This window comes from Brevundimonas sp. R86498 (assembly GCF_044598075.1).
Lineage (GTDB): Bacteria > Pseudomonadota > Alphaproteobacteria > Caulobacterales > Caulobacteraceae > Brevundimonas.
Map to the genome: position 1 here is coordinate 922,862 of NZ_CP139004.1, position 22,713 is coordinate 945,574.

At 67.5% G+C, this 22,713-nt stretch carries 23 protein-coding genes and 1 pseudogene; 16 read left to right on the forward strand and 8 right to left on the reverse strand.

All coding sequences use genetic code 11. The annotated features are described in order from the left end of the window. Positions 1 to 33 precede the first annotated feature (33 nt). Positions 34 to 1,269: an NAD(P)/FAD-dependent oxidoreductase gene (locus tag SJY26_RS04655; RefSeq protein ID WP_396594985.1), complete on the forward strand. Its 1,236-nt coding sequence runs from the start codon at positions 34 to 36 to the stop codon at positions 1,267 to 1,269. Then, entirely contained in the window at positions 1,266 to 2,414 is a 1,149-nt protein-coding gene (locus SJY26_RS04660; RefSeq protein ID WP_396594986.1) for a serine hydrolase domain-containing protein, read from the forward strand. Before SJY26_RS04655 ends, SJY26_RS04660 begins: the two co-directional genes overlap by 4 nt. A 6-nt stretch (positions 2,415 to 2,420) precedes the next feature. Here the strand turns inward: SJY26_RS04660 and rarD are convergent, their stop codons facing one another. Together rarD and SJY26_RS04670 are read right to left on the reverse strand one after the other, a co-directional pair. Beyond that, a complete protein-coding gene (rarD, locus tag SJY26_RS04665; protein WP_396594987.1) occupies positions 2,421 to 3,347 on the reverse strand; it encodes an EamA family transporter RarD in 927 nt (308 codons plus the stop codon). 206 nt (positions 3,348 to 3,553) lie between these two features. Then, a complete protein-coding gene (locus SJY26_RS04670) occupies positions 3,554 to 4,600 on the reverse strand; it encodes an aspartate-semialdehyde dehydrogenase (protein WP_396594988.1) in 1,047 nt (348 codons plus the stop codon). A gap of 219 nt (positions 4,601 to 4,819) precedes the next feature. On the opposite strand from SJY26_RS04670, the gene zapE reads away from it, so the two are divergent. From zapE to SJY26_RS04685, 3 genes are all read left to right on the forward strand, one after another. Further along, positions 4,820 to 5,926: a cell division protein ZapE gene (zapE, locus tag SJY26_RS04675; RefSeq protein WP_396594989.1), complete on the forward strand. Its 1,107-nt coding sequence runs from the start codon at positions 4,820 to 4,822 to the stop codon at positions 5,924 to 5,926. A gap of 117 nt (positions 5,927 to 6,043) precedes the next feature. Next, complete coding sequence (locus SJY26_RS04680) at positions 6,044 to 6,778, forward strand: hypothetical protein (protein ID WP_396594990.1); 735 nt, start codon at positions 6,044 to 6,046, stop codon at positions 6,776 to 6,778. A 75-nt stretch (positions 6,779 to 6,853) separates the two neighbouring features. Next, on the forward strand, positions 6,854 to 7,384 hold the full coding sequence (locus tag SJY26_RS04685) for a YbjN domain-containing protein (protein ID WP_396594991.1): 531 nt from the start codon (positions 6,854 to 6,856) through the stop codon (positions 7,382 to 7,384). Positions 7,385 to 7,568: 184 nt separating this feature from the next. Here the strand turns inward: SJY26_RS04685 and mdh are convergent. Further along, positions 7,569 to 8,532 (reverse strand): annotated as a pseudogene (gene mdh, locus SJY26_RS04690) (malate dehydrogenase). Between the two features lie 109 nt (positions 8,533 to 8,641). Between mdh and SJY26_RS04695 the strand changes: the two are divergent. The 6 genes from SJY26_RS04695 to SJY26_RS04720 all read left to right on the forward strand — a co-directional run bounded on the left by SJY26_RS04695 (position 8,642) and on the right by SJY26_RS04720 (position 13,533). Then, positions 8,642 to 9,448 carry an EcsC family protein gene (locus SJY26_RS04695; RefSeq protein WP_396594992.1) on the forward strand — a complete coding sequence of 269 codons (807 nt, stop codon included), beginning with the start codon at positions 8,642 to 8,644 and terminating at the stop codon, positions 9,446 to 9,448. Then, positions 9,445 to 9,867: an HIT domain-containing protein gene (locus SJY26_RS04700; protein ID WP_396594993.1), complete on the forward strand. Its 423-nt coding sequence runs from the start codon at positions 9,445 to 9,447 to the stop codon at positions 9,865 to 9,867. The genes SJY26_RS04695 and SJY26_RS04700 overlap by 4 nt, the downstream gene beginning before the upstream one ends. A gap of 182 nt (positions 9,868 to 10,049) precedes the next feature. Next, the gene (gene sdhC / locus SJY26_RS04705) at positions 10,050 to 10,529 is read left to right on the forward strand and encodes a succinate dehydrogenase, cytochrome b556 subunit (RefSeq protein ID WP_396594994.1); all 480 of its coding nucleotides are present in this window, start codon (positions 10,050 to 10,052) and stop codon (positions 10,527 to 10,529) included. After that, positions 10,526 to 10,933 (forward strand): succinate dehydrogenase, hydrophobic membrane anchor protein, encoded by a 408-nt coding sequence (gene sdhD / locus SJY26_RS04710; protein ID WP_396594995.1) that lies wholly within the window; start codon positions 10,526 to 10,528, stop codon positions 10,931 to 10,933. The genes sdhC and sdhD overlap by 4 nt, the downstream gene beginning before the upstream one ends. A 7-nt stretch (positions 10,934 to 10,940) precedes the next feature. Continuing rightward, on the forward strand, positions 10,941 to 12,728 hold the full coding sequence (gene sdhA / locus SJY26_RS04715; RefSeq protein WP_396594996.1) for a succinate dehydrogenase flavoprotein subunit: 1,788 nt from the start codon (positions 10,941 to 10,943) through the stop codon (positions 12,726 to 12,728). 7 nt (positions 12,729 to 12,735) lie between these two features. Then, positions 12,736 to 13,533, forward strand: coding sequence for a succinate dehydrogenase iron-sulfur subunit (locus SJY26_RS04720; protein WP_396594997.1), 798 nt, complete (start codon positions 12,736 to 12,738; stop codon positions 13,531 to 13,533). On the opposite strand, the gene SJY26_RS04725 is transcribed toward SJY26_RS04720, so the two are convergent. Together SJY26_RS04725 and SJY26_RS04730 are read right to left on the reverse strand one after the other, a co-directional pair. After that, positions 13,534 to 13,929, reverse strand: a complete 396-nt coding sequence (locus SJY26_RS04725; protein ID WP_396594998.1) for a PIN domain-containing protein — start codon at positions 13,927 to 13,929, stop codon at positions 13,534 to 13,536. Next, a complete protein-coding gene (locus SJY26_RS04730) occupies positions 13,929 to 14,159 on the reverse strand; it encodes a hypothetical protein (RefSeq protein ID WP_396594999.1) in 231 nt (76 codons plus the stop codon). Before SJY26_RS04730 ends, SJY26_RS04725 begins: the two co-directional genes overlap by 1 nt. Positions 14,160 to 14,238: 79 nt before the next feature. Between SJY26_RS04730 and SJY26_RS04735 the strand changes: the two genes are divergently transcribed. Further along, on the forward strand, positions 14,239 to 14,559 hold the full coding sequence (locus SJY26_RS04735; protein ID WP_396595000.1) for a 2Fe-2S iron-sulfur cluster-binding protein: 321 nt from the start codon (positions 14,239 to 14,241) through the stop codon (positions 14,557 to 14,559). A gap of 112 nt (positions 14,560 to 14,671) precedes the next feature. Beyond that, on the forward strand, positions 14,672 to 14,998 hold the full coding sequence (locus SJY26_RS04740; RefSeq protein ID WP_396595001.1) for a PilZ domain-containing protein: 327 nt from the start codon (positions 14,672 to 14,674) through the stop codon (positions 14,996 to 14,998). 4 nt (positions 14,999 to 15,002) lie between these two features. On the opposite strand, the gene SJY26_RS04745 is transcribed toward SJY26_RS04740, so the two are convergent. Beyond that, complete coding sequence (locus SJY26_RS04745) at positions 15,003 to 15,854, reverse strand: HAD family hydrolase (RefSeq protein ID WP_396595002.1); 852 nt, start codon at positions 15,852 to 15,854, stop codon at positions 15,003 to 15,005. Between the two features lie 116 nt (positions 15,855 to 15,970). Between SJY26_RS04745 and SJY26_RS04750 the strand changes: the two genes are divergently transcribed. After that, positions 15,971 to 16,615 carry an ankyrin repeat domain-containing protein gene (locus SJY26_RS04750; RefSeq protein WP_396595003.1) on the forward strand — a complete coding sequence of 215 codons (645 nt, stop codon included), beginning with the start codon at positions 15,971 to 15,973 and terminating at the stop codon, positions 16,613 to 16,615. Between the two features lie 5 nt (positions 16,616 to 16,620). Here SJY26_RS04750 and SJY26_RS04755 read toward each other — a convergent pair whose 3' ends face one another. Then, positions 16,621 to 18,993 carry an ATP-binding protein gene (locus tag SJY26_RS04755; protein ID WP_396595004.1) on the reverse strand — a complete coding sequence of 791 codons (2,373 nt, stop codon included), beginning with the start codon at positions 18,991 to 18,993 and terminating at the stop codon, positions 16,621 to 16,623. Positions 18,994 to 19,140: 147 nt separating this feature from the next. On the opposite strand from SJY26_RS04755, the gene SJY26_RS04760 reads away from it, so the two are divergent. Continuing rightward, entirely contained in the window at positions 19,141 to 19,551 is a 411-nt protein-coding gene (locus SJY26_RS04760; protein WP_396595702.1) for a metallopeptidase family protein, read from the forward strand. A gap of 127 nt (positions 19,552 to 19,678) precedes the next feature. Here SJY26_RS04760 and SJY26_RS04765 read toward each other — a convergent pair whose 3' ends face one another. After that, positions 19,679 to 20,533, reverse strand: a complete 855-nt coding sequence (locus SJY26_RS04765) for a Ku protein (protein ID WP_396595005.1) — start codon at positions 20,531 to 20,533, stop codon at positions 19,679 to 19,681. On the opposite strand from SJY26_RS04765, the gene SJY26_RS04770 reads away from it, so the two are divergent. Continuing rightward, complete coding sequence (locus tag SJY26_RS04770) at positions 20,532 to 22,688, forward strand: methyl-accepting chemotaxis protein (protein WP_396595006.1); 2,157 nt, start codon at positions 20,532 to 20,534, stop codon at positions 22,686 to 22,688. The genes SJY26_RS04765 and SJY26_RS04770 overlap by 2 nt on opposite strands. Positions 22,689 to 22,713 lie beyond the last annotated feature (25 nt).

A 22,713-nucleotide genomic window follows, 5' to 3' on the forward strand; every position in this document is an offset into this window, starting at 1 on the left:
TCCTTCGCAAGGGCGGGCGCGCTACACGACCGCATGACCGAACCCGCTCCCACGACCGTCCACATCATCGGGGCGGGCCCCTCCGGGCTGATGGCGGCAGAGACACTGGCCACGGCCGGCGTGCCTGTTGTGGTCCATGACCGGATGCCGTCGGTCGGGCGAAAATTCCTGATGGCCGGGCGGGGCGGATTGAACCTGACCCATTCCGAGCCGCAGGAAGCCTTTCTGACGCGCTATGGCCTCGCGCAGGATCGCGTTCACGACTGGCTGGATGGCTTTTCCCCCGACGACCTGACCGCCTGGGTCGAGGGGCTGGGGCAGCCGACCTTCGTGGGGTCCAGCGGCCGGGTCTTTCCGCGCGCCATGAAGGCCTCGCCCCTGCTGCGGGCGTGGCTGGGCCGGCTGGCGGAGCTCGGCATCGAGATTCGCACCCGCTCGCGCTGGACCGGCTGGCGGGATGAGGCGCTGGTGTTCGACACTCCGGACGGCGAACGTCTGGAGACCCCGGCCGCCACGGTTCTGGCCCTGGGCGGGGCCAGCTGGCCGCGGCTGGGCTCCGATGGAGCCTGGGTTCCGGCGCTGGAGGCGGCGGGGGTGCCGGTGGCCCCGCTGGTCCCGGCCAATGCCGGCTTCGATGTCGGCTGGTCCGACGTTCTCGCCGACCGGTTCGCGGGCCAGGTGCTCAAGCCGGTGACCCTCACCTTCGGCGACCAGACCGTGCGCGGCGAACTGGTCGTGACCCGCTACGGCGTCGAGGGCGGCGGCATCTATGCCCTGTCGGCCCCCCTGCGCGAGGCGATCGCCGCCGAAGGCACCGCCACCCTCGTCGTCGACCTGCGGCCCGACCTGAGCGAGGCGGTGCTGGCCGAACGGCTGGCCCGGCCCCGGGGCAAGGACAGTCTGACCAATCATCTGCGCAAGGCTGGCGGCCTGTCGCCCGTCGCCATCGCCGTCCTGCGCGAGATCGGCGACATCCCGCCGGGCTTCGAGAAGCTGGCCAAACGAATCAAGGCGGTCCGGTTGAAGCTGACGGGCATGCAGGGTCTGGCGCGGGCGATCTCGACCGCCGGCGGCGTCGGGCGCGACAGCCTCGATCCGTCCCTGATGCTGACGGCCCGTCCCGGCGTGTTCGTGGCCGGAGAAATGATCGACTGGGAGGCCCCGACCGGGGGGTATCTGCTGCAGGCCAGCCTCGCCTCGGGGGTTGTCGCCGCCCGGGGCGTGCTGCAGTGGCAGGCGTCACAATCGCCGGATAAATCCCCCGTATGACCCATGCCCTGCCCGACATCTCCGGTCTCTGCCCGCCCCGCTTCGACGCCGTGAAGGACGCCTTTGCGCGCAACTTCACCGACGCGCCCGAGGGGCTGAACGAACAGGGGGCCCGCTTCTCGGTCGTGATCGAGGGGGAGACGGTCCTCGACCTGTGGGCCGGACTGGCGGATCCGCGGGCGCAGACGCCCTTCACCGACCGCACCCTGGTGCCCGTCTTCTCGACCGGCAAGGCGGTCATGGCCCTGCTGATCGCCTCGGCGGTCCAGCGCGGCAAGCTGGCCTATGCCGAGCGGATCGCCGACCTGTGGCCGGCCTTCGCCGCCCACGGCAAGGGCGAGGTGACGGTGGCCCAGCTGCTGTCGCATCAGGCGGGCCTGCCCGGGTTCGACACAACCGTGGATCCGGCCCTGTGGTTCGATCCCCGGGCCGTGCTGGACCGTCTGGCCGCCCAGGCCCCGATGTGGCCGCCGGGCGCGGCCTCGGGCTACCACCCCGTCACGGTCGGCTATCTGGCCAACGAGATCCACCGGCTCGCCGACGGGCGCACCATGGGCGAGGCTCTGCGGCAGGACTTCGCCGTGCCTTTCGATCTCGACCTGTGGATCGGCCTGCCCGAGACCGAGCACGACCGGGTGGCCATCTTGCGGAAACCGTCTGCCGCGCCCGACCTCGGCCCGATCGACGCGATCAAGACCGCGGCCTTCCTCGACCGGGGTTCGGCCCCTGGCGGGCGCGGCTCGGCCGAATGGCGCAGCATCGAGATCCCCTCGGCCAACCTGCACGGGACGGCTCCGGCGCTGGCCCGGATCATGGGGCTGATCGCCGGGGCGGGCCGCCTGGACGGGCGCGCCATCCTGTCGCCGGCGGTGGTCGAGGAGGCGACGCGGGAGCGGGTGTTCGGGCCCGACAAGGTCCTGCCCTTCGTGATGAGCTGGGGTGCCGGCTTCACCCGCAATCGCGGTCTCGACATCTTTGGTCCCAATCCCGATGCGGTCGGTCATTGCGGCTGGGGCGGTAGCTGTGCCTTCGCCGACCCGGCGGCCCGCCTGTCGGCCGCCTATGTCATGACCCGCCAGTCCCCCCATCTGATCGGCGATCCCCGGGCGCAACGGTTGATCGACGCGCTGTACGCCGCGCTCTGAGGCGCCTCAGACCGGCGCGGCCGCATCCACCAGCGCCCGCTTCGCCGCCCTCGCCCGCAGCAGGGCGGCGGCCGCGAAGACCCCGGCCCCCAGCCAGATGAAGGCGAAGGACACGGCCCTGAGCGGGGTAAAGGCCTCGCCCGTCGCCACCCCGATGCCGAACTGCAGGGTCGGGGCCAGAAACTGGATGAAGCCCATGGTCGACAGCGGCATGCGCCGGGCCGCCCAGGCGAACAAGGCCAGCGGCAGGACGGTCGCCGGACCGTTCAGCAGGGCCCAGCCGAAGCCCTCGGGCGTCGCGAACCCGTGGCCCAGCCCCTGGATCTGCAGCCAGGCCACGAACACCACGCCGAACGGCAGCAGCAGCAGACATTCGATGAACAGGCCCGCCTGGGCGTCGACCGGCACCCGCTTCTTGATGATGCCATAGGCCCCGAAGCTGAAGGCGAGGGCCAGCGAGATCCACGGGGGCCGGCCCAGCGCCAGGGCCTGGAACAGCACGCCAACGGCGGCAAGGCCAATGGCGACCCAGCCCCAGCGGTCGATCTTCTCGCGGAACAGCCACAGCCCCACGACCATGTTGAGCAGGGGGTTGATGTAGTAGCCGAGGCTGGCTTCCAGCGTGGCGTGGTGGGTCGTCGCCCAGACATAGAGGCCCCAGTTGATGGCGATCAGCACGGTCGCCAGCGCCAGCCAGCCGAGGGTGCGGGGCTGGGTGAAGGCCGCCCGCACCTGGGGCGACTGGCCCGCCAGCAGCACCAGGGCTCCGGCGAACAGCACCGACCACAGGGCCCGGTGCGACAGAATCTCCGGGGCCGAGAAGCCGAGCGCCGCCTGCCCCATGAACAGCAGGGGCATGAAGCCCCAGATTACATAGCAGCCCACCGCCGACAGGAAGGCCGCGCGGGCGGGGGTTGGCGGGGCCGTCGTCATCATCTTTTCCTTCCACTCTCCCATGGGGAGAGGGCTTGAGGCTCGCAGAGCGTAGCGATGCGCCCAGCCGACCCGAAGGGCGGCGCGTAGCAGCCAAGGGTGAGGGGGTACGGTGCGAGCCGGTGAGGGCTTAACCCCTCACCCTTTCGCGTTTCCAATCGCTCCGCTCCTGGACGCTCAAGCCATCTCCCTCCGGGAGAGGGTGTCTAGACCGTCAGGGTCCGGTAGCCGCTCTTCGGCTTGATCGTGCCCGTCTCGTCCAGCAGCTGGGCGATCTGGACCGCGTTCAGGGCCGCGCCCTTTCTCAGGTTGTCGGACACGACCCAGAACACCAGGCCGTTCTCGACCGTGTGGTCCTTGCGGATGCGGCTGACATAGACGGCGTGCTCGCCGGCGGCGTCGACCGGGGTGATGTAGCCGTCGTGCTCCTGCTTATCGATCACCTGGATGCCGGGGGCCTCGCGCAGGATGGCCCGCGCCTCGTCGGGGCTGATCGGCCGGTCGAACTCGACCGTCACGGCCTCCGAGTGGCCGACGAAGACCGGCACGCGGACGCAGGTGACCGTCAGCTTGATGTTCGGGTCCAGCATCTTGTGGGTCTCGTCCCACATCTTGGCCTCTTCATCGGTGTAGCCGTCCTCGTTGAACGCGCCGATGTAGGGGATGACGTTGAAGGCGATCTGCTTGGGGAATTTCTTCGGCTTGGCGTCGCCCAGGCCATAGATGGCCTTGGTCTGGTTCCACAGCTCGTCCATGCCTTCCTTGCCGGCCCCCGACACGGATTGATAGGTCGAGACCACCACACGCTTCGCCTTCGCCGCGTCATGCAGCGGCTTCAGCGCCACGACCAGCTGGGCCGTCGAGCAGTTGGGGTTGGCGATGATGTTCTTTTTCGAGGCCAGCTTGATGGCGTCCGGGTTCACCTCGGGCACGATCAGCGGCACGTCCGGGTCCTTGCGGAAGGCCGAGGAGTTGTCGATCACCATCGGACCCAGCTTGCCGATCTTCTCTGACCAGGCGCGCGACACGTCGCCGCCCGCCGACATCAGCACGATGTCGACCTTCGAGAAGTCGAAGCTGTCGATGTCCTGGCATTTGATGGTCTTGTCGCCCCAGGCGACGTCCATCCCCTTGGATTTTCGCGAGGCGACCGCGTGCATCTCCGAAACCGGGAACTCCAGTTCCTCAAGGATGGTCAGCATCTCGCGCCCGACATTGCCGGTGGCGCCCACGATCGCGACGGAATAGCCCATAGTTGTTCGTCCTTCGGACGCGCTACCGCTCGCGACGCGGTCGCTTGCTGCTTGAGCGCATCTTGGTTAGGGGCGCTAACGCTCGGCTCGCGGAGCCTCGCTACTTGAGCGCCATATCGGGGATGCGGGACGAGGCCTGTCCCGCAGATCGCATTTAGGCGTTCGCGTGTGCGAAGCAACCGCTTTTCAGCACCGGCGGGCACGGCTATGCCCCGATCCATGCCGTCCCGTATTGCCCGCGCGTATGAAAACCGCCTCAAACAGGGTCTTCTGACCCGCGATCCGGCGCAGGGGACGGCGGTCGCGGCCCTGTCGCGGCTGGAGGTCGATCTGGGGCGGCGGCGGTGGTTCGGCGGGGTGCCGGAGGTGCGCGGCGTCTATCTGTGGGGCCCGCCGGGACGCGGCAAGTCGATCCTGATGGACCTGTTCTTCGCCTGCGCCCCCGAACAACGGAAGCGCCGCGTCCACTTCCACGCCTTCATGGCCCGGGTCCACGACCTGATCCGCCAGTGGCGCGAGGGCGACCGCCAGACCCGTCAGCGGGTGTTCCGGGCCCACAAGGGAGACGATCCCATCGACCCCGTCGCCGGCCTGATCGCCCGTGAGTCCCGGTTGCTGTGTTTCGACGAACTGCAGGTCACCGATATCGCCGATGCCATGATCCTGGGGCGGCTGTTCGACGCCCTTTTCGCGCGCAAGGTGGTGATCTGCGTCACCTCCAACCGGGCCCCGGAGCGGTTGTACAAGGACGGCATCAACCGGCCGCTGTTCGAGCCCTTCATCGACCGGATCGTCGAGCGCTGCGAGGTCGTGCCCCTGTCGGGGGCCCGCGACTGGCGGCTGGATCGGATGAAGGCCTCCCGCGTCTGGTTCAACGGCGAGGAGGGAGCCCGTCGCACCGGTTTTGAACAGCTGTGGGAGGATCTGCGCGGCGGCATGCCGGAATGCCCAACCTGTCTGAAGGTGCTGGGCCGCGAGGTGGTGATCCAGCGGACGGCCGGCAGTCTGGCGCGCGCCACTTTCGAGGAGCTGTGCGACACCCCGCTGGGACCGCAGGACTATCTCGCCATCGCGGAGCGGTTCCACACCCTGTTTCTCGAGAACATTCCGCTGCTGACACCCGAAAACCGCCACGCGGCGCGCCGGTTCGTGACCCTGATCGACGCCCTGTATGAGGCCCGGACCCGCCTCGTCGCCATCGCGGCCGGGTCGCCGGAGCAGCTCTACCCCGCCGGGGACGGGGCTTTCGAGTTTGAACGCACCGTGTCCCGCCTTAACGAGATGTCCAGCCAGTCCTGGCTGGATCAGGCCGAACGGGCAGATTGAGCACTTAGTCTTCCGTGCGACGCAGCAGTGCGCGTAGGATATGCCGCCGATATGCGAAATCTTGTGCGAGCTCTAGCTGATACGAAAGCTCAACTCGGCCATTGGCCCGGGTTGTCCATGGCTTTTGGCGGCTTGCTTTTTGGCTTCTTTTGGGTCGGAGCGATCTCCGGTTTGAAAGTAATGGAGGCAGAGCTCCAATTCGCTTTGGCCGGCCTTGCAGGCGTAGCGGCGGTGTCCGTCTTGATCCTAGCCTACAATCTGGTTGCCGTGCCCTATCGCGTTGCCAAAGGTGCCCGCTTGGCACTAGAGGGTAAACTTGAAGTTGCAAATGCACGCATTGCTAGCTTGTCAGCTAGCTTGGCGAAGATGGAGGAAGCTAGGCCCATTTTCCAAGCATGGATCGACGCCGCGACCTTCGGCGGGTCTGACGGGTCCGGCAACTATCCAGTTGTTGTAATGCTGCGTATTTCCAATCGCGGCTCAATTCAAAGCGCTGCTGTGGATTGGACAATGGGGAGTGGCGGACCTGAAGACGGCCTTCGAGCGTATCTGACAGCTTTGGACCGGCCGCTCCAATTTGATACTCCGAGCGGGCCCGGCCGACTCGACCCGCAAGACCTGATCTTTCGAAAGACCGCCACTCCCATCCAGCAGGGTCAAGTCGTCGGAGGTTGGTTGATCGGTCACTTTGCGCCACGAGAAGATGATATCTCGGGAGTCTGGGTCCAGTTTTCAGACACCTTTGGCAACATCTATCGGATAGCTGCTGAGCGAGATGCTGGTCAACAAAACGCTGAGCTTCAATTCTCGCCGTTCTATGCAGTGTCAAAAACCCAAATCAGCCCAGAGTGATCATCTTCAAGCCGTGACTTGGTCTTTGGTTCGCCGCTAAGCCGCCTATGGTGATGGTATCAACGGAACTCGACCATGAAAAACATAGCCCTCGCCGTGCTGATCGCCGCCCTCGCGGGCCCTGTTCTGGCCCAGGAGGCACCGGCTTCCCCGACTCCCGCCGCGCCCGCTCCGGCTGCTCCTGCCCGCTGGAACGGTCTGCCGGTCGCCGACATCACCGCCCGGCTGCTGGCCGCCGGCCTGACCGTGGCTCCGCCCCGGACCAATGCCGATCGGGTCTATCTGCTGGTCGACGACGGGCCCGTGCGCTGGGTCATGACGCTGTTTTCCTGCACCGACGGGGCCTGCCCCGACGTGCAGTTCACCGCTGTGTTTTCGGGCCCGAACGCCACGCCAGAGATCGTCGCCCGCTGGAACGGCGACCGCCGCTTCGTGAAGGCCTTCCACGCCCTGCCTGAGGTCGAGGGCGGCGAGGGGCAGGCCGTGGCCCAGTTCGATGTGCTGCTGTCGGAAGGTGGCGGCGCGGCCCAGCTGGACGACCCGATCCAGGTCTGGCGCAGCCTGTCCCTCGATCTCGGCCGGACGGTCAATCCGGGGCCGAACTGACGGTCTCCTCCCTGTCGCGAAGCGATGGGGCATGACGGAAATCGTATACGATTTCCGTCATAGGCAGCGAGCCCTTGCGAGCTGACGGAGGGGTTCTTCGTGCACGCAGAACCCCTCCGTCTCCTGCGCTTCGCTCCGGATCCACCTCCCCATCCCTGCGGGACGGGGAGGAGACAGGGCGTCCTTACGCCAGCGAGCCGTCGATATCCTTGCAGGCCTGGATCAGGCCCTGGACCGAACTCGACCGACTTCTTGAACATCGCCTTCTCGTCGTCATTGGTGGTGAACTCGATCACCTTCTCGACGCCGCCGGCGCCCAGCATCGCGGGCACGCCGACATAGAGGTCCGAAAGGCCGTATTGCCCGCTGAGCCAGACGGCGCAGGGCAGGACGCGCTTCTGGTCCAGCAGATAGGATTTGGCCATGGCGATGGCGCTTTCGGCCGGGGCGTAGAAGGCCGAGCCGGTCTTCAGCAGGGCCACGATCTCGCCGCCGCCCTTGCGGGTGCGGTCGACGATGGCGTCCAGATCGCCCTGGCTCAGCAGGCCGGCGGCGACGGCGTCGGGCAGGGGCAGGCCGCCGACGGTCGAGTGGCGCACCATCGGCACCATGTCGTCGCCGTGACCGCCCAGGGTCCAGGCGTGGATGTCCTGAACCGACACGCCGGTCTTTTCGGCGAGGAAGTAGGCGAACCGCGCCGAGTCCAGCACGCCGGCCATGCCGACGACCTTCTCCTTGGGCAGGCCCGAGAATTTCTGCAGGGCCCAGACCATGGCGTCCAGCGGGTTGGTGATGCAGATGACGAAGGCGTTGGGGGCGTGGGCCTTGATGCCCTCGCCTACGGCCTTCATGACCTTCAGATTGATGCCGATCAGGTCGTCGCGGCTCATGCCCGGCTTGCGCGGCACGCCGGCAGTGACGATGCAGACGTCAGCACCGGCGATGTCCTCATAGGCGTTGGCGCCCTTCAGCGAGACGTCGGAGCCGAACACGGCGGTGGCCTCGGCGATGTCCAGCGCCTTGCCCTGGGGGGTGCCCTCGGCGATGTCGAACAGGATCACGTCGCCCAGGGCTTCGCGCGCGGCCACATGGGCCAGGGTGCCGCCGATCATACCGGCGCCGATGAGGGCGATCTTTGCGCGAGCCATGGGATTCTCCGTAGGGATGTTGCGGGGCGAGGTCGGAAACCGTCGCGCGGCGGTCTAGACCCGCCCGCATTCACCTGCAACCGTGACGCTGCGTGAGATTTACCCGACCATGAGCCAGACCCTGCCCGATTTCGTGCCGCCCGCCGATGTGCCGGATGGCCTGCTGACCATCGCCGACGAGACCACGGTCCGGGCCGAGGTCGCAGCCTGGCGCGCCCGGGTGGTGAAAACCCCCGGCCTGTGGGACCGGGCGACGCGCGGGACGCAGGAGCGGATCAACCGCATCATCCCCGAACGGGTGCATGCGGCCATCACCGCGGGCGTCGAGGCCCTGACCCGGGGTATCCTGTCGGGTTCGGACCTGCTGAAATCCAGACCCATGGCCGAGGGCACCCTGGCCGCGCGGGAGCTCAGGGCCCGGGCGGCGATCACCGCCCATCGCAACACCGCCAGCGTCGAGGGTGGCGTGGCCGGAGCGGGCGGCTTCGTCCTCGCGGCCGTGGATTTTCCCGCCTTGATGGCCATCAAGGTGCGGCTGCTGGGCGAGATCGTCGCGGCCTATGGCTGGGGCGGCGGATCGGTGAGGGAGCGGCTGTTCGTGCTGCATATCTTCCATCTGGCCTTTGCCAGCGCCAAACGGCGGCCCGGGGCGCTGGCCGAACTGGAGCGCTGGATCGCCGGGATCGACCAGCCCGAGACGATCACGGACTATGACTGGCGCGGTTTCCAGATCGAGTACCGGGACTATATCGACCTGGCCAAGATGGCCCAGCTGATCCCCGTGGTCGGAGCCCCGATCGGGGCGGCGGTCAACTGGCGGCTGGTCGAGCAGTTGGGCGAGACGGCCATCATGGCCTGCCGGATGCGCTGGCTGGCGGAGGCGGAGGGCGCGGGCCGCCCCCTGAACCGGGCGTGACCGGCTTTGCCGTCGACCCGGCCTTCGCCGCCGGTTCGGTGTTCGCCGTCGACTGGCCCCTGTGCCACGTCCGGCTGCAGGACGACGCCCGCTTCCCCTGGCTGATCCTGATCCCCCGGGTCGTCGGGGCGTCGGAGCTGGAGGACCTGTCGCCGGACCGGAGGCTGGCGCTGATGGAGGAGACGGTCCGGGCGGGCGACCGCGTCCGGGCCCTCGGGACCGCGTCCGGCCGGCCGGTGGACAAGCTGAATGTCGCGGCGCTGGGCAATGTCACGGCCCAGCTTCATATCCATGTCGTCGGCCGCCGCAGGGACGACCCGCTCTGGCCCGATCCGGTCTGGGGCCGCCCGGGAATGGTCCGGTACCAGCCGGACGCGATGGCACAAGCCCTCGCCGGGATCGGCGACTCCCGGGCCTGAGGCACGGTCCCGGGCACGCGGACGCGTCCGCGGGCGGCCGGGGGAGCGGACCGGCCGCGCAGATGGTCGCGTGCGGCGTTTGCACCGCAGCATCGCGTTGACACCGGCCCGCCACGGTTCGTAAAGCCTTTCACGCCTAGAGTTCGGGCCTGATCCTCCCCGGTTTTCTGAGAACCAATCGCATGTCGAACGCCTCGCCCGGAGCGCCGCTGGACTCCAGCAACGACCCGGCCTTCGACCAGACCGGCCGGATCGTGATCCAGCCCAATGGTCGTCCCCGTCCCCTGTCGCCCCACCTCCAGGTCTGGCGCTGGCATGTCACCATGCTGGCCTCGATCCTGACGCGGATCACCGGTTCGGCCCTTTACGGGGCGACCGCCCTGATCGTCCTGTGGCTGGGAGCCATGGCGTTCGGACCCGAGGCCTATGCCACCTTCGTCGCCCTGGCCGGCTCGCCCGTCGGCCTGCTGGTCTGGTTCGGCCTGACTGTCTGTCTGATGTATCATTTCGCCGCCGGGATCCGCCATCTGGTCTGGGACGCGGGAGCGGGCCTGACCCCGAAATCGGCCGACCTGGCCTCCCATCTCTCGATCTGGTTCGGCGTCCTGGCCTCCATCGCCTTCTGGATCGTCCTGTTCGCCACCGGAAAGGTCTCGCTGTGAGCCGCGCCCGATCCACCTACCGCAAGGGCGTCAAGGTCTCCGAGCGCCACGGTGCCGGCGAATGGACCGCGGAACGTCTGTCCTCGCTCATTCTGGTGCCCCTGACCCTCTGGGCCATGTGGAGCGCCTTCCAGATTTCGGGCAGCGGCTATGACGGGGCCCTGGTCTGGTTCTCGAACCGGATCAACGCCGGCCTGCTGGCCCTCACCCTGCTTGCGACCCTGTGGCACATGAACATGGGCCTGAAAGTCATCGTGGAGGACTATATCCACAAGCCGGGCTCGAAAGGGTTCCTGCTGGGCCTGAACACCCTGTTCTGCCTCGTGCTGGCCGCCGCCAGCGTGTTTTTCATCGTCCGGCTGGCGCTGGGTTCGGCGCCGCTGCCGGCCGGTTTCGGGATCTGATCATCTGATGCGTTCCACCTATGAGTTCGTCGACCACGCCTATGACGTCGTCGTCGTGGGTGCCGGCGGGTCCGGCCTGCGCGCCGCCCTCGGCGCGGCGCAGCAGGGTCTGAAGGTCGCCTGTGTGACCAAGGTCTTCCCGACCCGGTCCCACACCGTGGCGGCCCAGGGCGGCATCTCGGCCGCGCTCGGCAACATGGGCGAGGACTCGTGGAAATGGCACATGTACGACACCGTCAAGGGGTCGGACTGGCTGGGCGACCAGGACGCCATCGAATACCTGGTCCGCGAGGCTCCAAAGGCCGTCTATGAGCTGGAACACTGGGGCGTGCCGTTCAGCCGCACCGACGACGGCAAGATCTACCAGCGCGCCTTCGGCGGCATGACCCGGAACTATGGCGAAGGCCCGGTCCAGCGCACCTGCGCCGCCGCCGACCGCACCGGCCACGCCATCCTGCACACCCTGTACGGCCAGTCGGTGCGCCGCGAGGTCGAGTTCTTCATCGAGTATTTCGCCCTCGACCTGATCATGGACGGCGGAGCCTGCACCGGCGTGACGGCCTGGAAGCTGGACGACGGCACCCTGCACCGGTTCCGCGCCAAGCTGGTCATCCTGGCCACCGGCGGTTACGGCCGGGCCTATTTCAGCGCCACCTCGGCCCACACCTGCACCGGCGACGGCAATGCCATGGTGCTGCGCGCCGGCCTGCCGCTGCAGGACATGGAGTTCGTCCAGTTCCACCCGACCGGCATCTATGGCGCCGGCTGCCTGATCACCGAGGGTGCCCGCGGCGAGGGCGGCTATCTGACCAACTCGGAAGGCGAGCGGTTCATGGAACGCTACGCCCCTTCGGCCAAGGACCTGGCCAGCCGCGACGTGGTCAGCCGCTCCATGACCATGGAAATCCGCGAGGGTCGCGGCGTGGGTCCGAACAAGGACCACATCAACCTGCACCTGGATCACCTCGATCCGGCGGTTCTGCACGAGCGTCTGCCCGGAATCTCCGAGAGCGCCAAGATCTTCGCCGGCGTCGATGTGACGAAGGAACCGATCCCGGTCATCCCGACCGTCCACTACAATATGGGCGGCATCCCCACGAACTATCACGGCGAGGTCCTGACCAAGGTCGGCGGCAATGCCGATACGGTGGTTCCCGGCCTGATGGCCGTGGGCGAGGCCGCCTGCGTCAGCGTGCACGGTGCCAACCGGCTGGGTTCCAACTCCCTGACCGATCTGGTCGTGTTCGGCCGGGCCGCGGGCCTGCGCGCCGGCGAGACGGTCGACAAGGCCTCGGCCGTGCCGGACGCCACGGCCGCCCACACCGAGGCCCATCTGGCGCGCCTCGACCGCTTCCGTCATGCCTCGGGCTCGACCCCGACGGCCCGGTTGCGCGACGAGATGCAGCGGGCCATGCAGTCCGACGCTGCGGTGTTCCGCACCGGCCAGACCCTCGACGAGGGCGTGGCCAAGCTGCGCGACATCCATGCGCGCGGGGCCGACATCCGGACCACCGATCGCGGCATGATCTGGAACACCGATCTGGTCGAGACGCTGGAATACGACAACCTGATCGATCAGGCCGTGGTCACGATCGAGAGCGCGGCCAACCGCAAGGAAAGCCGCGGGGCCCATGCCCGCGAGGACTTCCCGGACCGGCACGACGAGGAGTGGATGAAACACACCCTCGCCTGGAAGACCCAGGGCGAGGGCGTCACGATCGACTACCGCCCGGTGCACGAATACACGATGTCTTCGGACATCGACTATATCAAACCCAAGGCGCGGGTTTACTGAGGAACCGATGGTCCAGCTTTCCCTTCCCCGTGGCTCGAAGCCGACCAAGGGCCGCGTCCACAAGGCGGCCAAGGGCTCGACGAACGTCAAGACCTACAAGGTCTATCGCTATGACCCCGAGGTCGACGCCTCGCCGCGCTGGGACGTCTATGAGGTGCCGGCCGGCGACCACGGCCCGATGCTGCTCGACGCCCTGATCCACATCAAGTCGACCATCGACCCGACCCTGACCTTCCGCCGCTCGTGCCGCGAGGGCATCTGCGGCTCCTGCTCGATGAACATCGACGGGCGCAACACCCTAGCCTGCACCAAGGGCTGGGAGGAATGCCAGTCCTCGACCATTTCCATCGCCCCCCTGCCGCACCAGCCGGTTGTCAAGGACCTCGTCACCGATCTGACGCTGTTCTACGCCCAGTACGACTCCATCAAGCCCTACCTCCAGTCCGACGATGTGGACCCCGAGAAGGAGCGGCTGCAGACCCCGGCGGATCGGGCGAAGCTGGACGGCCTGTACGAATGCATCCTGTGCGCCTGCTGCTCGACCAGCTGCCCCAGCTACTGGTGGAACCAGACCGAATACCTCGGCCCGGCGGCCCTGCTGCAGTCCTACCGCTGGATCTCCGACAGCCGCGACGACCAGACCCAGGCCCGTCTCGACGACCTTGAGGACCCGTTCAAACTGTATCGCTGCCACACGATCATGAACTGCGCCCAGGTCTGCCCCAAGGGGCTGAACCCGGCCAAGGCGATCGCCGAGACCAAGAAGCTGATGATCGCCCCGGAACGCAAGAAGCAGGCGGCCTAGTCAGCCAGAGGCCTGAACCGCCAGCTTCAGCCCGCAATGCGTGGCGAAATGGCGGAAATCCGGGTCATGGGCGATCAGGGCGATATCCGCGTCGATACAGCACCGGGCGATCAGGGCATCGCCCAGCCGCGCCCTGAGCCCGAGACCCAGGAGGGTGCGCCGGGCCTCGCCGACCCGCGTCCAGTAGCCGTCCAGCAGCGGGAGGGTCGGCATTCGAGCCAGCAGGGGTTCAAGCATCGGTCGGGGCTTGGGGTAGGACAGCAACTCCGCCATCGCGGCCGGCGTCAGCCGGAATTCGTCCCTCGCGAAAGCGGCATCGATAAGCTCGATATCATGGCCCGCCTTGCCTTCCAGAAACCGGACAAGACTGCTGGTATCTGCCGAGACCAGCGCCATCAGCCCGGCGGGTCCCAGCTGTGGTCCTTGTCCTCGCGCAAGTCATCCAGCGACAGATCGCCGAAGTCGACCGTGCCGCGCAGGGCCTTCATCTGACGATAGAACGCCTCCCGCCGCAGCTTCTCCAGACCCTGTTTGACCGTTTCCGTCAGACCGGCACCGGTCGCAGCCTGCGCGCCTTCGATCAGGTCATGGGGAAGGTGGACGGTAATTTTCCGAAGGGCGGTCATTGCGACATTGTGCCATAAGACAGTTACGGCATCAACTTACGGCCTTGCCACCGGGGCCCGCCTTTGCCAAGACCCAGCCATGCCCAGGATCACCTACATCGAGCACGACGGCCGCGAGCACGCGGTCGAGGTCAAGCCCGGTCTCTCCGTTATGGAGGGCGCGGTCCGCAACAATGTGCCGGGCATTGACGCGGACTGTGGCGGGGCCTGCGCCTGCGCCACCTGCCATGTCTATGTCGACGAAGCCTGGCGCGAGGCGACCGGCAAGCCCTCGGCCATGGAGGAATCCATGCTCGACTTCGCCGAAGGCGTGGAACCCAATTCGCGCCTGTCGTGCCAGATCCGGGTCTCGGACGCCCTCAACGGCCTGATCGTCCGCCTTCCGGCCAACCAGCACTGAGGCCCCTGATCACGGCGCGCCGGCCGTCGAACTGGACGCCGTCCCTGTCGTGGGGCACACCGGCCCCTGCGGGTCGCCCTGACGCCGTCCGCGCGTTGAGCATGCCCTGCCCTTGACCCAGTCCGACGAACGTCGCCTTCACCCCAGACAGCCAGCCCAGGCCCGCGGCGTGGTCATCGCCCCCGGGATCGAGATGACCTGCCTGATCACCGACACCTCGGCCGGAGGCCTGCGCATCCGCACGGACCGGCAGATCGCCCTGCCGGCCCGGGTCATCGTCGTCGATGTCGCCGGGGGTCGGGCGCTCGAGGTCGAGGTCGCCTGGCGCAAGGGTATGGAGGCCGGGCTGAAACGGGTCGCCGAGGCAAGTGTGCGGGGCCTGGTGCCCTCACGCCTGCTGGCCGCGCGCGAGGCCTGGCAACGGGCCGGCGGGCGCTGAGAGCCTAGATTTCGGACGTCGTCCCGGCATTGATCGCGATCCGGCCGATCAGACCCTTCACGATCAGGTCCAGCGGCTGGCCCTCGCGATAGTCGGCGGCAGCGACGAAATTGACCCGGTCCTCGGAGATCAGGCTGTAGATTTTCTGCTGGTCGCGTTCGGAGTTGCGGGGGTCATAGACGGCGATCGAGAAGCCGCCCTTGGTGTGCATCATCTTCATCGTCGGCACATCGGTGTCGCCGTCGCCGAGGAAGATCATCCGCTCGAACGGCACCGCGCGTTCGTCGTCCGGGATGAATTTGTTGATCCGCTCATGGTCCCAGTGGTTCAGCACCCCCTTGTTGATGCGGAACAGATACTGGGTCTTGGTCGTGTAGTTGACGCCCACCGCCGGCCAGATGGCCACGCCGTGGTCGTCGTAGGCGAACTTGGACGCGAACACGTGGCGGAAGGCGCTGCGGATCGGGCAGCCCTCGATCATCTCCTCGAGGCCCGCCGAGATGATGTAGTGCTCGATCTCCAGACCGTATCGCGCGCCGATCGCGTCGATGCGGGCAAACCAGCCCGGGCCGGTCAGGTCGGCCTTCAACCCGTCGAACAGTTTCACGTCCTCGCCGTGGGCGCGCAGCAGCGACTTCGTTACCGGCTCGCCGTTCTCGCGGGCCCGCTGCAGCATCAGCTGCATGTACATCAGGATATTGTCGCCATCGGCCGACCGGGTCAGCCGGTCCGCCTCGCCCCAGAAGTCGCCGATCCCCATGCCCAGGGACGGGATGAAGGTGACCTCCTGCATGTTTCCGCGCGCGAGCGTGCCGTCGAAGTCGTAGATCAGGGCGGTCTTGAGAAGCTTCGTCATGGCCGCTCCTTTATTCTTCCGGTCATCGCGGCACCAGCACCACCGGCAGATGACCAAACCTTAAGTAGCCGCACGACGGGCCTCTGTCATAGTCCGGCGACCTTACGGAGCCCGCCATGTTGCCGAAAACCCTTTCCGCCCGGACGTCGGCGCCCCGCCTTGTTGTCGCCGGCGTTCTGACTGCGGCTGCCCTGGGCGGTATCGCGATCCAGGCTTCCGCCCAGACCTCCCCGGTCGCTAGACCCCCCGCCCTCGCCTCGGGCGCATGGCTGGTTGACGCGGCTCGCAACGGAGACACCCGTGCGGCCGAGGTCTTCATCGCCCACGGTGCGGACGTGGACCAGGGCAAGCCCGGCGACGGTACGCCCTTGATTGTGGCCGCCCGCAACGGCGACATGACGATGGCGCGCTTTCTCGTCGAACAGGGCGCTGCGGTGGATCGGTCCTTGGATGGTGACGGCAATCCGCTGATCAACGCCGCAGCCAGCGGCCACCTCGAGATGGCGAAATACCTGATCTCATCGGGCGCGAACGTGAATGCCGTGGTCCCGAACGACGAGACGCCTCTGATCAACGCGGCTCGCGAAGGGCATCTGGACCTTGTCCAGGAGCTCGTCGAGGCCGGGGCCGACGTCAATCTGGCTGTGCCGGTTACCCTGCGTTCCGGGGCCACGGAATTTCGGTCCCCGCTCAGCCAGGCCCGCCTCAACCGTCATGCCAATGTGGCCGCCTATCTGATCGCGCGGGGCGCCCACATCTAGGGCGGTCAGCCCACGGCCAGTTCGGGCTCCGGCTCCGGGTCGGCGGCCGCCCCGGCCATCTCGAGCGGCAGGTGCAGGATGAAGGCGGCGCCCTTGCCGGGCTCGCTCTCGACCTCGGCCCAGCCTCCGTGCAGTTCGACCAGGGCCTTGACCAGGGCCAGACCCACGCCCGGGCCGCCCCGCTCGCGCTTGACGAAGCGGTCGAACACATGGGCCTGCAGGTGATAGGGAATGCCCCGGCCGGTGTCCTCGACCCGGATGCGTAGCTCGCTGGCATTGGCCTCGGCCCGCAGCGACACGACCCCGCCTTCGGACACGGAGCGACCGGCATTGTCCAGCAGATGGTCGAGCGCCTGGGCCAGCCGCCGGGCGTCGCCCCGGATGGCCGGCAGATTGGCGGCCGCCACCGCCTTCAGGGTCGCGCCCCGGCCCTCGATCCTCGGCCGATGGACCCCGACAGCGGCCGCGAACAGGTCGCGCACCGTCACATCGCCCAGCGACAGTTCCATCTCGCCCGCGTCGATCTGGGCCATGTCCAGCACATCGTCGATGGAATGGGCCAGCTGGCCCGCCGCCACCCGGATGGCTCCGGCGTGCTGGCGGCTGCGCTCGGGCAGGTCCTCCATGCTCTCCAGCAGTTCGGAATAGCCGACGATGGTCGTCAGCGGCGTGCGCAGCTCATAGCTGACCGAGCCGACGAACTCGCGCTTCAGGGCCTGGCTTTCCGACAGGGCCGCCTCGCGCTGGGCCAGGGCCTGTTCCAGATCGCGACGGGCCGTGACATCGGAGAAGGCCACCAGGGTGGCCCCGTCGGGCAGGGGACGGGTCTGCCAGGCCGCGACCCGGCCATCGCTGGTCCGACCCTCGCCCGAGACCGCCACGCGGCTCTCCGGATCGGGGTCCGCGACCCGCGCCTTCAGGCCCAGCCACAGGGCGACGTCCGGCAGGACGGTCTTGCACAACTCGGCCACCGCGTCGAACTCCCCGGCACCTTCCAGCTGTGCTGCCGACAGGCTCCAGAAGCTCTCGAACGCCTCGTTGTGCAGGCGCAGCCGGCCGTCGGAGCCGAAGACCGCAACCGCGTCGTTTAGCTTGTCGAGCGTTGCCGTCTGGACCTGCAGCTGGGCGTTGAAGCGGCTGCGCAGCGACAGTTCGCCCGTAATGTCCGAGAACAACAGCAGGATGCCCCCCAGCGGGTGGGGCTGGCGCACGACCCTCAGGGTCCGGCCGTCGGGCAGGGACCAGCTGTCGTCGGGTGCGGCCTCGGCTGCCCCGTAAAACTCCAGCTCATTGGCCTTCCAGCCGGCGTAGTCGATCACCTCGGGCAACATCCGGCGCTGGCGCAGCCGGTCCAGCAGCTCGGCATGGGTGGGCCGTTCGTGCAGCCAGGCCGGATCAATGTTGAACAGGCTCTGGAAAGCGGTGTTGTGGAAGGCCAGACGGCGCGACGGCCCGAAGATGGCCACGGCGTCGGCCAGATGGTTCAGGGTCTCGTCATGGGCCTCGACGTGGCGGCGCAGGGTGTCGCGCGTCTCCTCGGCCTCGGTGACGTCGAGGGCGAACAGCATGACCGGCCCGCCCGCGCCGGCGATCGGTTCGGCCTGGATCTTCCATGCCCGCCGCCGTCCCTCGGCCGCCGTCCAGCGAAAGCCTTCCTGACGGGTACCCACCCGTCCGGCCTCGGCCGCCAGCTGGTCGGCTCCGCGATCGAAACTGGTGGCGCTGGCCAGCGCCTCGTCCAGCGAGCCACAGCGCACCTCGGCCAGCCAGGCGCGGTTGGCCCAGATCAGCTTGCCGGCGCTGTCCAGCACCCAGGCCGGGGCGGGAGAGGCGTCGGCGATGACCCCGGCCCCAAGACCCACATCCGGCCGGTGCACCGCCGGCGCTTCCCGGCCGTCGTCCCGGAACAGCCGGACCCAGACGTCGCCGCCCCAGGCGCTGCCCTCGATGGCCCACGACCCGGCGTCCCCGTCCGGCTCGCCGGTCGCGTCCGGCACCCGGAAGGGCGTACCGTCGGCCGCGAGCGCCGCGATCCTGTCGGCGAAGCGACTGTGGATCAGGGCCGCCAGCGCCCCGGCCGGATCCTCCTCCGGGCCTCGCCCGCTTCCTGCGAGGGCGGTCCGGGCCGCCGCGATCACGGACTCATCGCCCAGGACCACTGCCGGGCCCTCCGGCGGAAAGCCGATGCGGATGTCGGCAAAGGCGGACCGGGCGCTGATGGCCTGGGCGAGGACGGCCGTCAGCCGGTCGCGATCCCGCTGCAGGCCCTGATCCCTCAGGGTCACGATGCGCTTCAGACGCCAGGCCCAGACGCTGACCGCAAGGGCCAGTCCCGCCGCGCCTGCCGCCGCCGCAAAGGCGATATCGGCCTCAGCCATGCACTCTTCACCCGCCAGTCCGAATCGCAACCATAGCCGAAGCCGGGGGGAGGGCGAAGGGAATGGTTAATGCCGGGCCCCCGGGGCGTGGCGTCGGCGGCCGCGAGCGCCTACCACAGCCCTTCCGTCACCCGCATACCCGGCCTCATGCCCATGCCGCCCTGGACCGACCAGACCGCCCCCTCGCTGGATGATTTCGCCCGGCTCGCCCGACAGGCCTTCGACGCCCTGCCCGAGCCGTTCCGGACCGCCGCCGGCGACGTCGTGATCCGCATCGACGACTTCGCCGATGACGAGACTTTGGCCTCGGTCGGGCTGGGGGATCCTTTCGACCTGACCGGCCTGTACCACGGGGTCCATATCGGCGAGCGCGAGGGTCTGGGCCCAGCCCCCGAGCCATCGCGCGTCTTCCTGTACCGCCGCCCCATCCTGGACGAATGGTGCGAACGCGGCGACGTCGGCCTGGCGGAGATCATCGCCCATGTCCTGATCCACGAGATCGGCCACCACATGGGGCTGGACGACAATGACATCGACGCTATCGAGGCCGAGGACTGAAGGCGGCCTAAAAAACAGAGTCCGCTGAGTCCGTTGAGTCCGCTTCTCCCCCCTTCAGCTGGCGGTCGGGGACAGGTGTTGCACACGCATGCGTCAGAATCGGACGTACACTCGACGGCGGGCCGGATCAGGCTGCAGACTTGCGTTTGGCCGGGGTCTTGCGGGTCGGTGCCGCCTTCTTCGCCGGGGCCTTCTTCGCGGTCGACCCCGCCGATCCTTTCAGGCTGTTCTTCAGGGCGGCCATCAGGTCGATGACATTGGTCTCTTCCGGTTCGGTCACAGCCACGACCCCCTCGCCCTTCGACTTGGCCTTGATCATGGCCTTCAGGGCCTCGTCATAGCGGTCGCGGAAGCCCGTCGGATCGAAGTCCGCCTCCTTCTGGCCGATCAGTCGCGCGGCGATCTCGACCATGTCGGGATCGGCCTTCGCCGCCGGAATGTCGTCGAAATAGTCCGCCGCCGCCCGCACCTCGTCGTGGGCCCGCAGCGTATAGGCGACCAGGCCCTTGCCGCGCACCTCCAGCGCGATCTGCCGCTCGCGGCCGCGCAGCACCAGACTGCCGATGGCGATCTTGTCCTGGGTCTCCATGGCCTCGCGGATCACGGCAAACGCCTCGGCACCGACCCCCTTGTCGGGCACGACGTAGAAGGGGGTGTCCCAGTAGAGCCGGTCGATGTCGGCGGCGTCGACGAAGGTGTCGATCGAGATGGTCCGCGTCGATTCCAGCTTCACCTTGTCGAAATCAGCGTCGTCGAACAGGACGTATTCGTCTTTCGAGATCTCATAGCCCTTGACCAGATCGGACCGCTCCACCGGCCCCGTGTCCGGATCGGTCGGCACCATCCGGATCCGGTTGTTGGTGGCCGGATTGATCATGTTGAACGAGACGTCATTGGCGCGACTGGTCGCGGTGTAGAGCGCCACCGGACAGGTGACGAGCGACAGCTTCAGATGGCCTTGCCAGGTGGGACGCGAGGGCATGGGCAGACTCCTTGGGGACGGAGTCCAATGCGCATGGCCAAGGTTGGTTTCAGTCGGGCCGATATCGCCTGCCCAACCCGACGCTAAGCGAATTGTTTACCTGACAGGCGCAGGGTTCCATTCGAGCGCTACGGTCGCCGCATTCGATTCAGGCTCGCCTGCTGAAATTCAGCAAAGGCCTCGGAAGGCCGGATGGCTCAGCATTGACGTTGAATTTTTCCGAGAGTCGCCCGTGGACAATATGAAGATCGGGCGAAAGCTCCTGCTGGCTTTCGCGCTGTTGACCACGGTGACGATCGTTGTCGCAGCCGCTGTCTTCATCAACCTCACCAGCATTCACACCACCACCAGGTGGAACGATCACACCCGGGAGGTTCTCGGACAAATCGATCGGGTGGGAGGCGCCATGGTCGATCAGGAAACCGGCGTGCGCGGCTATCTTGTCTCCAAAAATGAGACGTTCCTGGAGCCCTACGTCAACGGCGGCAAGGCCGCCGCGGACGCGATCGAACAGCTCAGGACCCTGACGGCCGACAATGCTGAACAACAGGCGCGGATCGACACCGTGCAGTCGCATGTCACAACCTGGCAAACCGAAGTCGCCGCGGCCGAGATCGACCTGATGCGATCGGGGACCGGAATTGAGGCGGCGCGCGCCCTTGAAACGTCCGGCGCTGGCAAGCAATCCATGGATGCCATCCGGGCCACCTTGAGTCAGATGCGCGACGCCGAAACGGCATTGCTCGGCATCCGTGGAGAACAACGCGATCAGGCCATTTCAATGGGCGAGACCGTTCTGGTCGCCGGCGGTCTCCTGTCGGTCGTCTTGTCCGTTGCCATGGGCATTCTGATGTCTCGCTCGATTGCCGCGCCGATCGGTCAGATGACGGGCGTCATGGCCCAGCTGGCCGGTGGCAATCTGGAGGCGGAGGTCGGCGGCCAGGCCCGCCGCGACGAGATCGGCGCGATGGCGAAGGCCGTGCAGGTGTTCAAGGACAATGGCCTGAGGGCCCGCGTCCTTGAGGCCGAGGCCGAGAAGATGCAGACCGCCGCCGAAACCGAAAGGGGGCGTACCGAAGCCGAACGCCGCAAGACCGAAGCCGAACAGGCGGCCGTCGTGACGGCCCTGGCAGCCAGCCTGGGTCAGCTGTCGAAGGGTGACCTGACCTGTCGGATCGATGCCGAGTTTGATGGTCAGTACCGGCAGATCAAGACCGACTTCAACGAGGCCGTCGATAGCCTCCGGGAGGCGATGTCCACGATCGCCAGCGCCACGGGCGGCATCCGCGGGGGCTCGGACGAGATCGCCGCGGCGTCGGATGACCTGTCACGGCGGACCGAACAACAGGCCGCGAGCCTTGAGGAAACCGCGGCCGCGCTGGATCAGCTCACCGCCACCGTGAAGCAGAGCGCCGACGGTGCCAAACAGGTGTCCACCGCCGCGTCAGAAGCAAAGATCGACGCCGAGAAGTCAGAAACCGTGATGGGCGAAGCGGTCGCGGCCATGAGCGAAATCTCTGACAGCTCAGGCCAGATTGTTCAGATCATCGGCGTCATCGACGAGATCGCATTCCAGACCAATCTGCTGGCCCTGAATGCCGGCGTTGAAGCCGCGCGGGCCGGCGATGCCGGCAAGGGGTTTGCTGTTGTGGCCCAGGAGGTCCGGGCCCTGGCCCAGCGCTCGGCAGAAGCGGCCAAGGAGATCAAGACCTTGATCGCCAGCAGCTCCAGCCATGTCGAGCGCGGCGTCAGGCTGGTCGCGGAAACGGGCGGCGCCCTGAAGTCCATCGCCGTCAAGGTCAGCGAGATCGACATGCTGATTTCCGAGATCGCCAAGTCTTCGGAAGAGCAGGCCACGGGCCTCAATGAAGTCAATGTCGCCGTCAATCAAATGGATCAGGTGACGCAGCAGAACGCCGCCATGGTCGAGCAGGCCACGGCCGCCGCTTCCAACCTCCGGAGCGAGGCCGGGCAGCTGGAGCGGCTGGTCGCACGCTTCGAAACCGGCGCAAGGACGGCCCCAGCCCGCCCGCGCCTGGTCAGCGAAACCCCCCACACGCCGGCCCCTAACCCCGCCACGCAGGGCCGCCCCAGGGTCGCCGCGCTCGCCAGGGGTGGCCATGCCGCAGCGGCCGAAAGCTGGGAAGAGTTCTGAGTTAGCTGCGAGGCCGTCGCGGCCG

Coding starts and splice junctions, on each gene's coding strand:
- SJY26_RS04760 (WP_396595702.1), top strand. CDS start 19,141: ATGCCCATGCCGCCCTGGACCGACCAGACCGCCCCCTCGCTGGATGAT.
- sdhC (WP_396594994.1), top strand. CDS start 10,050: ATGTCGAACGCCTCGCCCGGAGCGCCGCTGGACTCCAGCAACGACCCG.
- SJY26_RS04755 (WP_396595004.1), bottom strand. CDS start 18,993: ATGGCTGAGGCCGATATCGCCTTTGCGGCGGCGGCAGGCGCGGCGGGA.
- SJY26_RS04765 (WP_396595005.1), bottom strand. CDS start 20,533: ATGCCCTCGCGTCCCACCTGGCAAGGCCATCTGAAGCTGTCGCTCGTC.
- SJY26_RS04745 (WP_396595002.1), bottom strand. CDS start 15,854: ATGACGAAGCTTCTCAAGACCGCCCTGATCTACGACTTCGACGGCACG.
- SJY26_RS04660 (WP_396594986.1), top strand. CDS start 1,266: ATGACCCATGCCCTGCCCGACATCTCCGGTCTCTGCCCGCCCCGCTTC.
- SJY26_RS04680 (WP_396594990.1), top strand. CDS start 6,044: ATGGCTTTTGGCGGCTTGCTTTTTGGCTTCTTTTGGGTCGGAGCGATC.
- SJY26_RS04720 (WP_396594997.1), top strand. CDS start 12,736: ATGGTCCAGCTTTCCCTTCCCCGTGGCTCGAAGCCGACCAAGGGCCGC.
- SJY26_RS04695 (WP_396594992.1), top strand. CDS start 8,642: ATGAGCCAGACCCTGCCCGATTTCGTGCCGCCCGCCGATGTGCCGGAT.
- SJY26_RS04685 (WP_396594991.1), top strand. CDS start 6,854: ATGAAAAACATAGCCCTCGCCGTGCTGATCGCCGCCCTCGCGGGCCCT.
- SJY26_RS04750 (WP_396595003.1), top strand. CDS start 15,971: ATGTTGCCGAAAACCCTTTCCGCCCGGACGTCGGCGCCCCGCCTTGTT.
- zapE (WP_396594989.1), top strand. CDS start 4,820: ATGCCGTCCCGTATTGCCCGCGCGTATGAAAACCGCCTCAAACAGGGT.
- SJY26_RS04725 (WP_396594998.1), bottom strand. CDS start 13,929: ATGGCGCTGGTCTCGGCAGATACCAGCAGTCTTGTCCGGTTTCTGGAA.
- SJY26_RS04670 (WP_396594988.1), bottom strand. CDS start 4,600: ATGGGCTATTCCGTCGCGATCGTGGGCGCCACCGGCAATGTCGGGCGC.
- SJY26_RS04655 (WP_396594985.1), top strand. CDS start 34: ATGACCGAACCCGCTCCCACGACCGTCCACATCATCGGGGCGGGCCCC.
- SJY26_RS04770 (WP_396595006.1), top strand. CDS start 20,532: ATGGGCAGACTCCTTGGGGACGGAGTCCAATGCGCATGGCCAAGGTTG.
- SJY26_RS04730 (WP_396594999.1), bottom strand. CDS start 14,159: ATGACCGCCCTTCGGAAAATTACCGTCCACCTTCCCCATGACCTGATC.
- sdhA (WP_396594996.1), top strand. CDS start 10,941: ATGCGTTCCACCTATGAGTTCGTCGACCACGCCTATGACGTCGTCGTC.
- rarD (WP_396594987.1), bottom strand. CDS start 3,347: ATGACGACGGCCCCGCCAACCCCCGCCCGCGCGGCCTTCCTGTCGGCG.
- SJY26_RS04735 (WP_396595000.1), top strand. CDS start 14,239: ATGCCCAGGATCACCTACATCGAGCACGACGGCCGCGAGCACGCGGTC.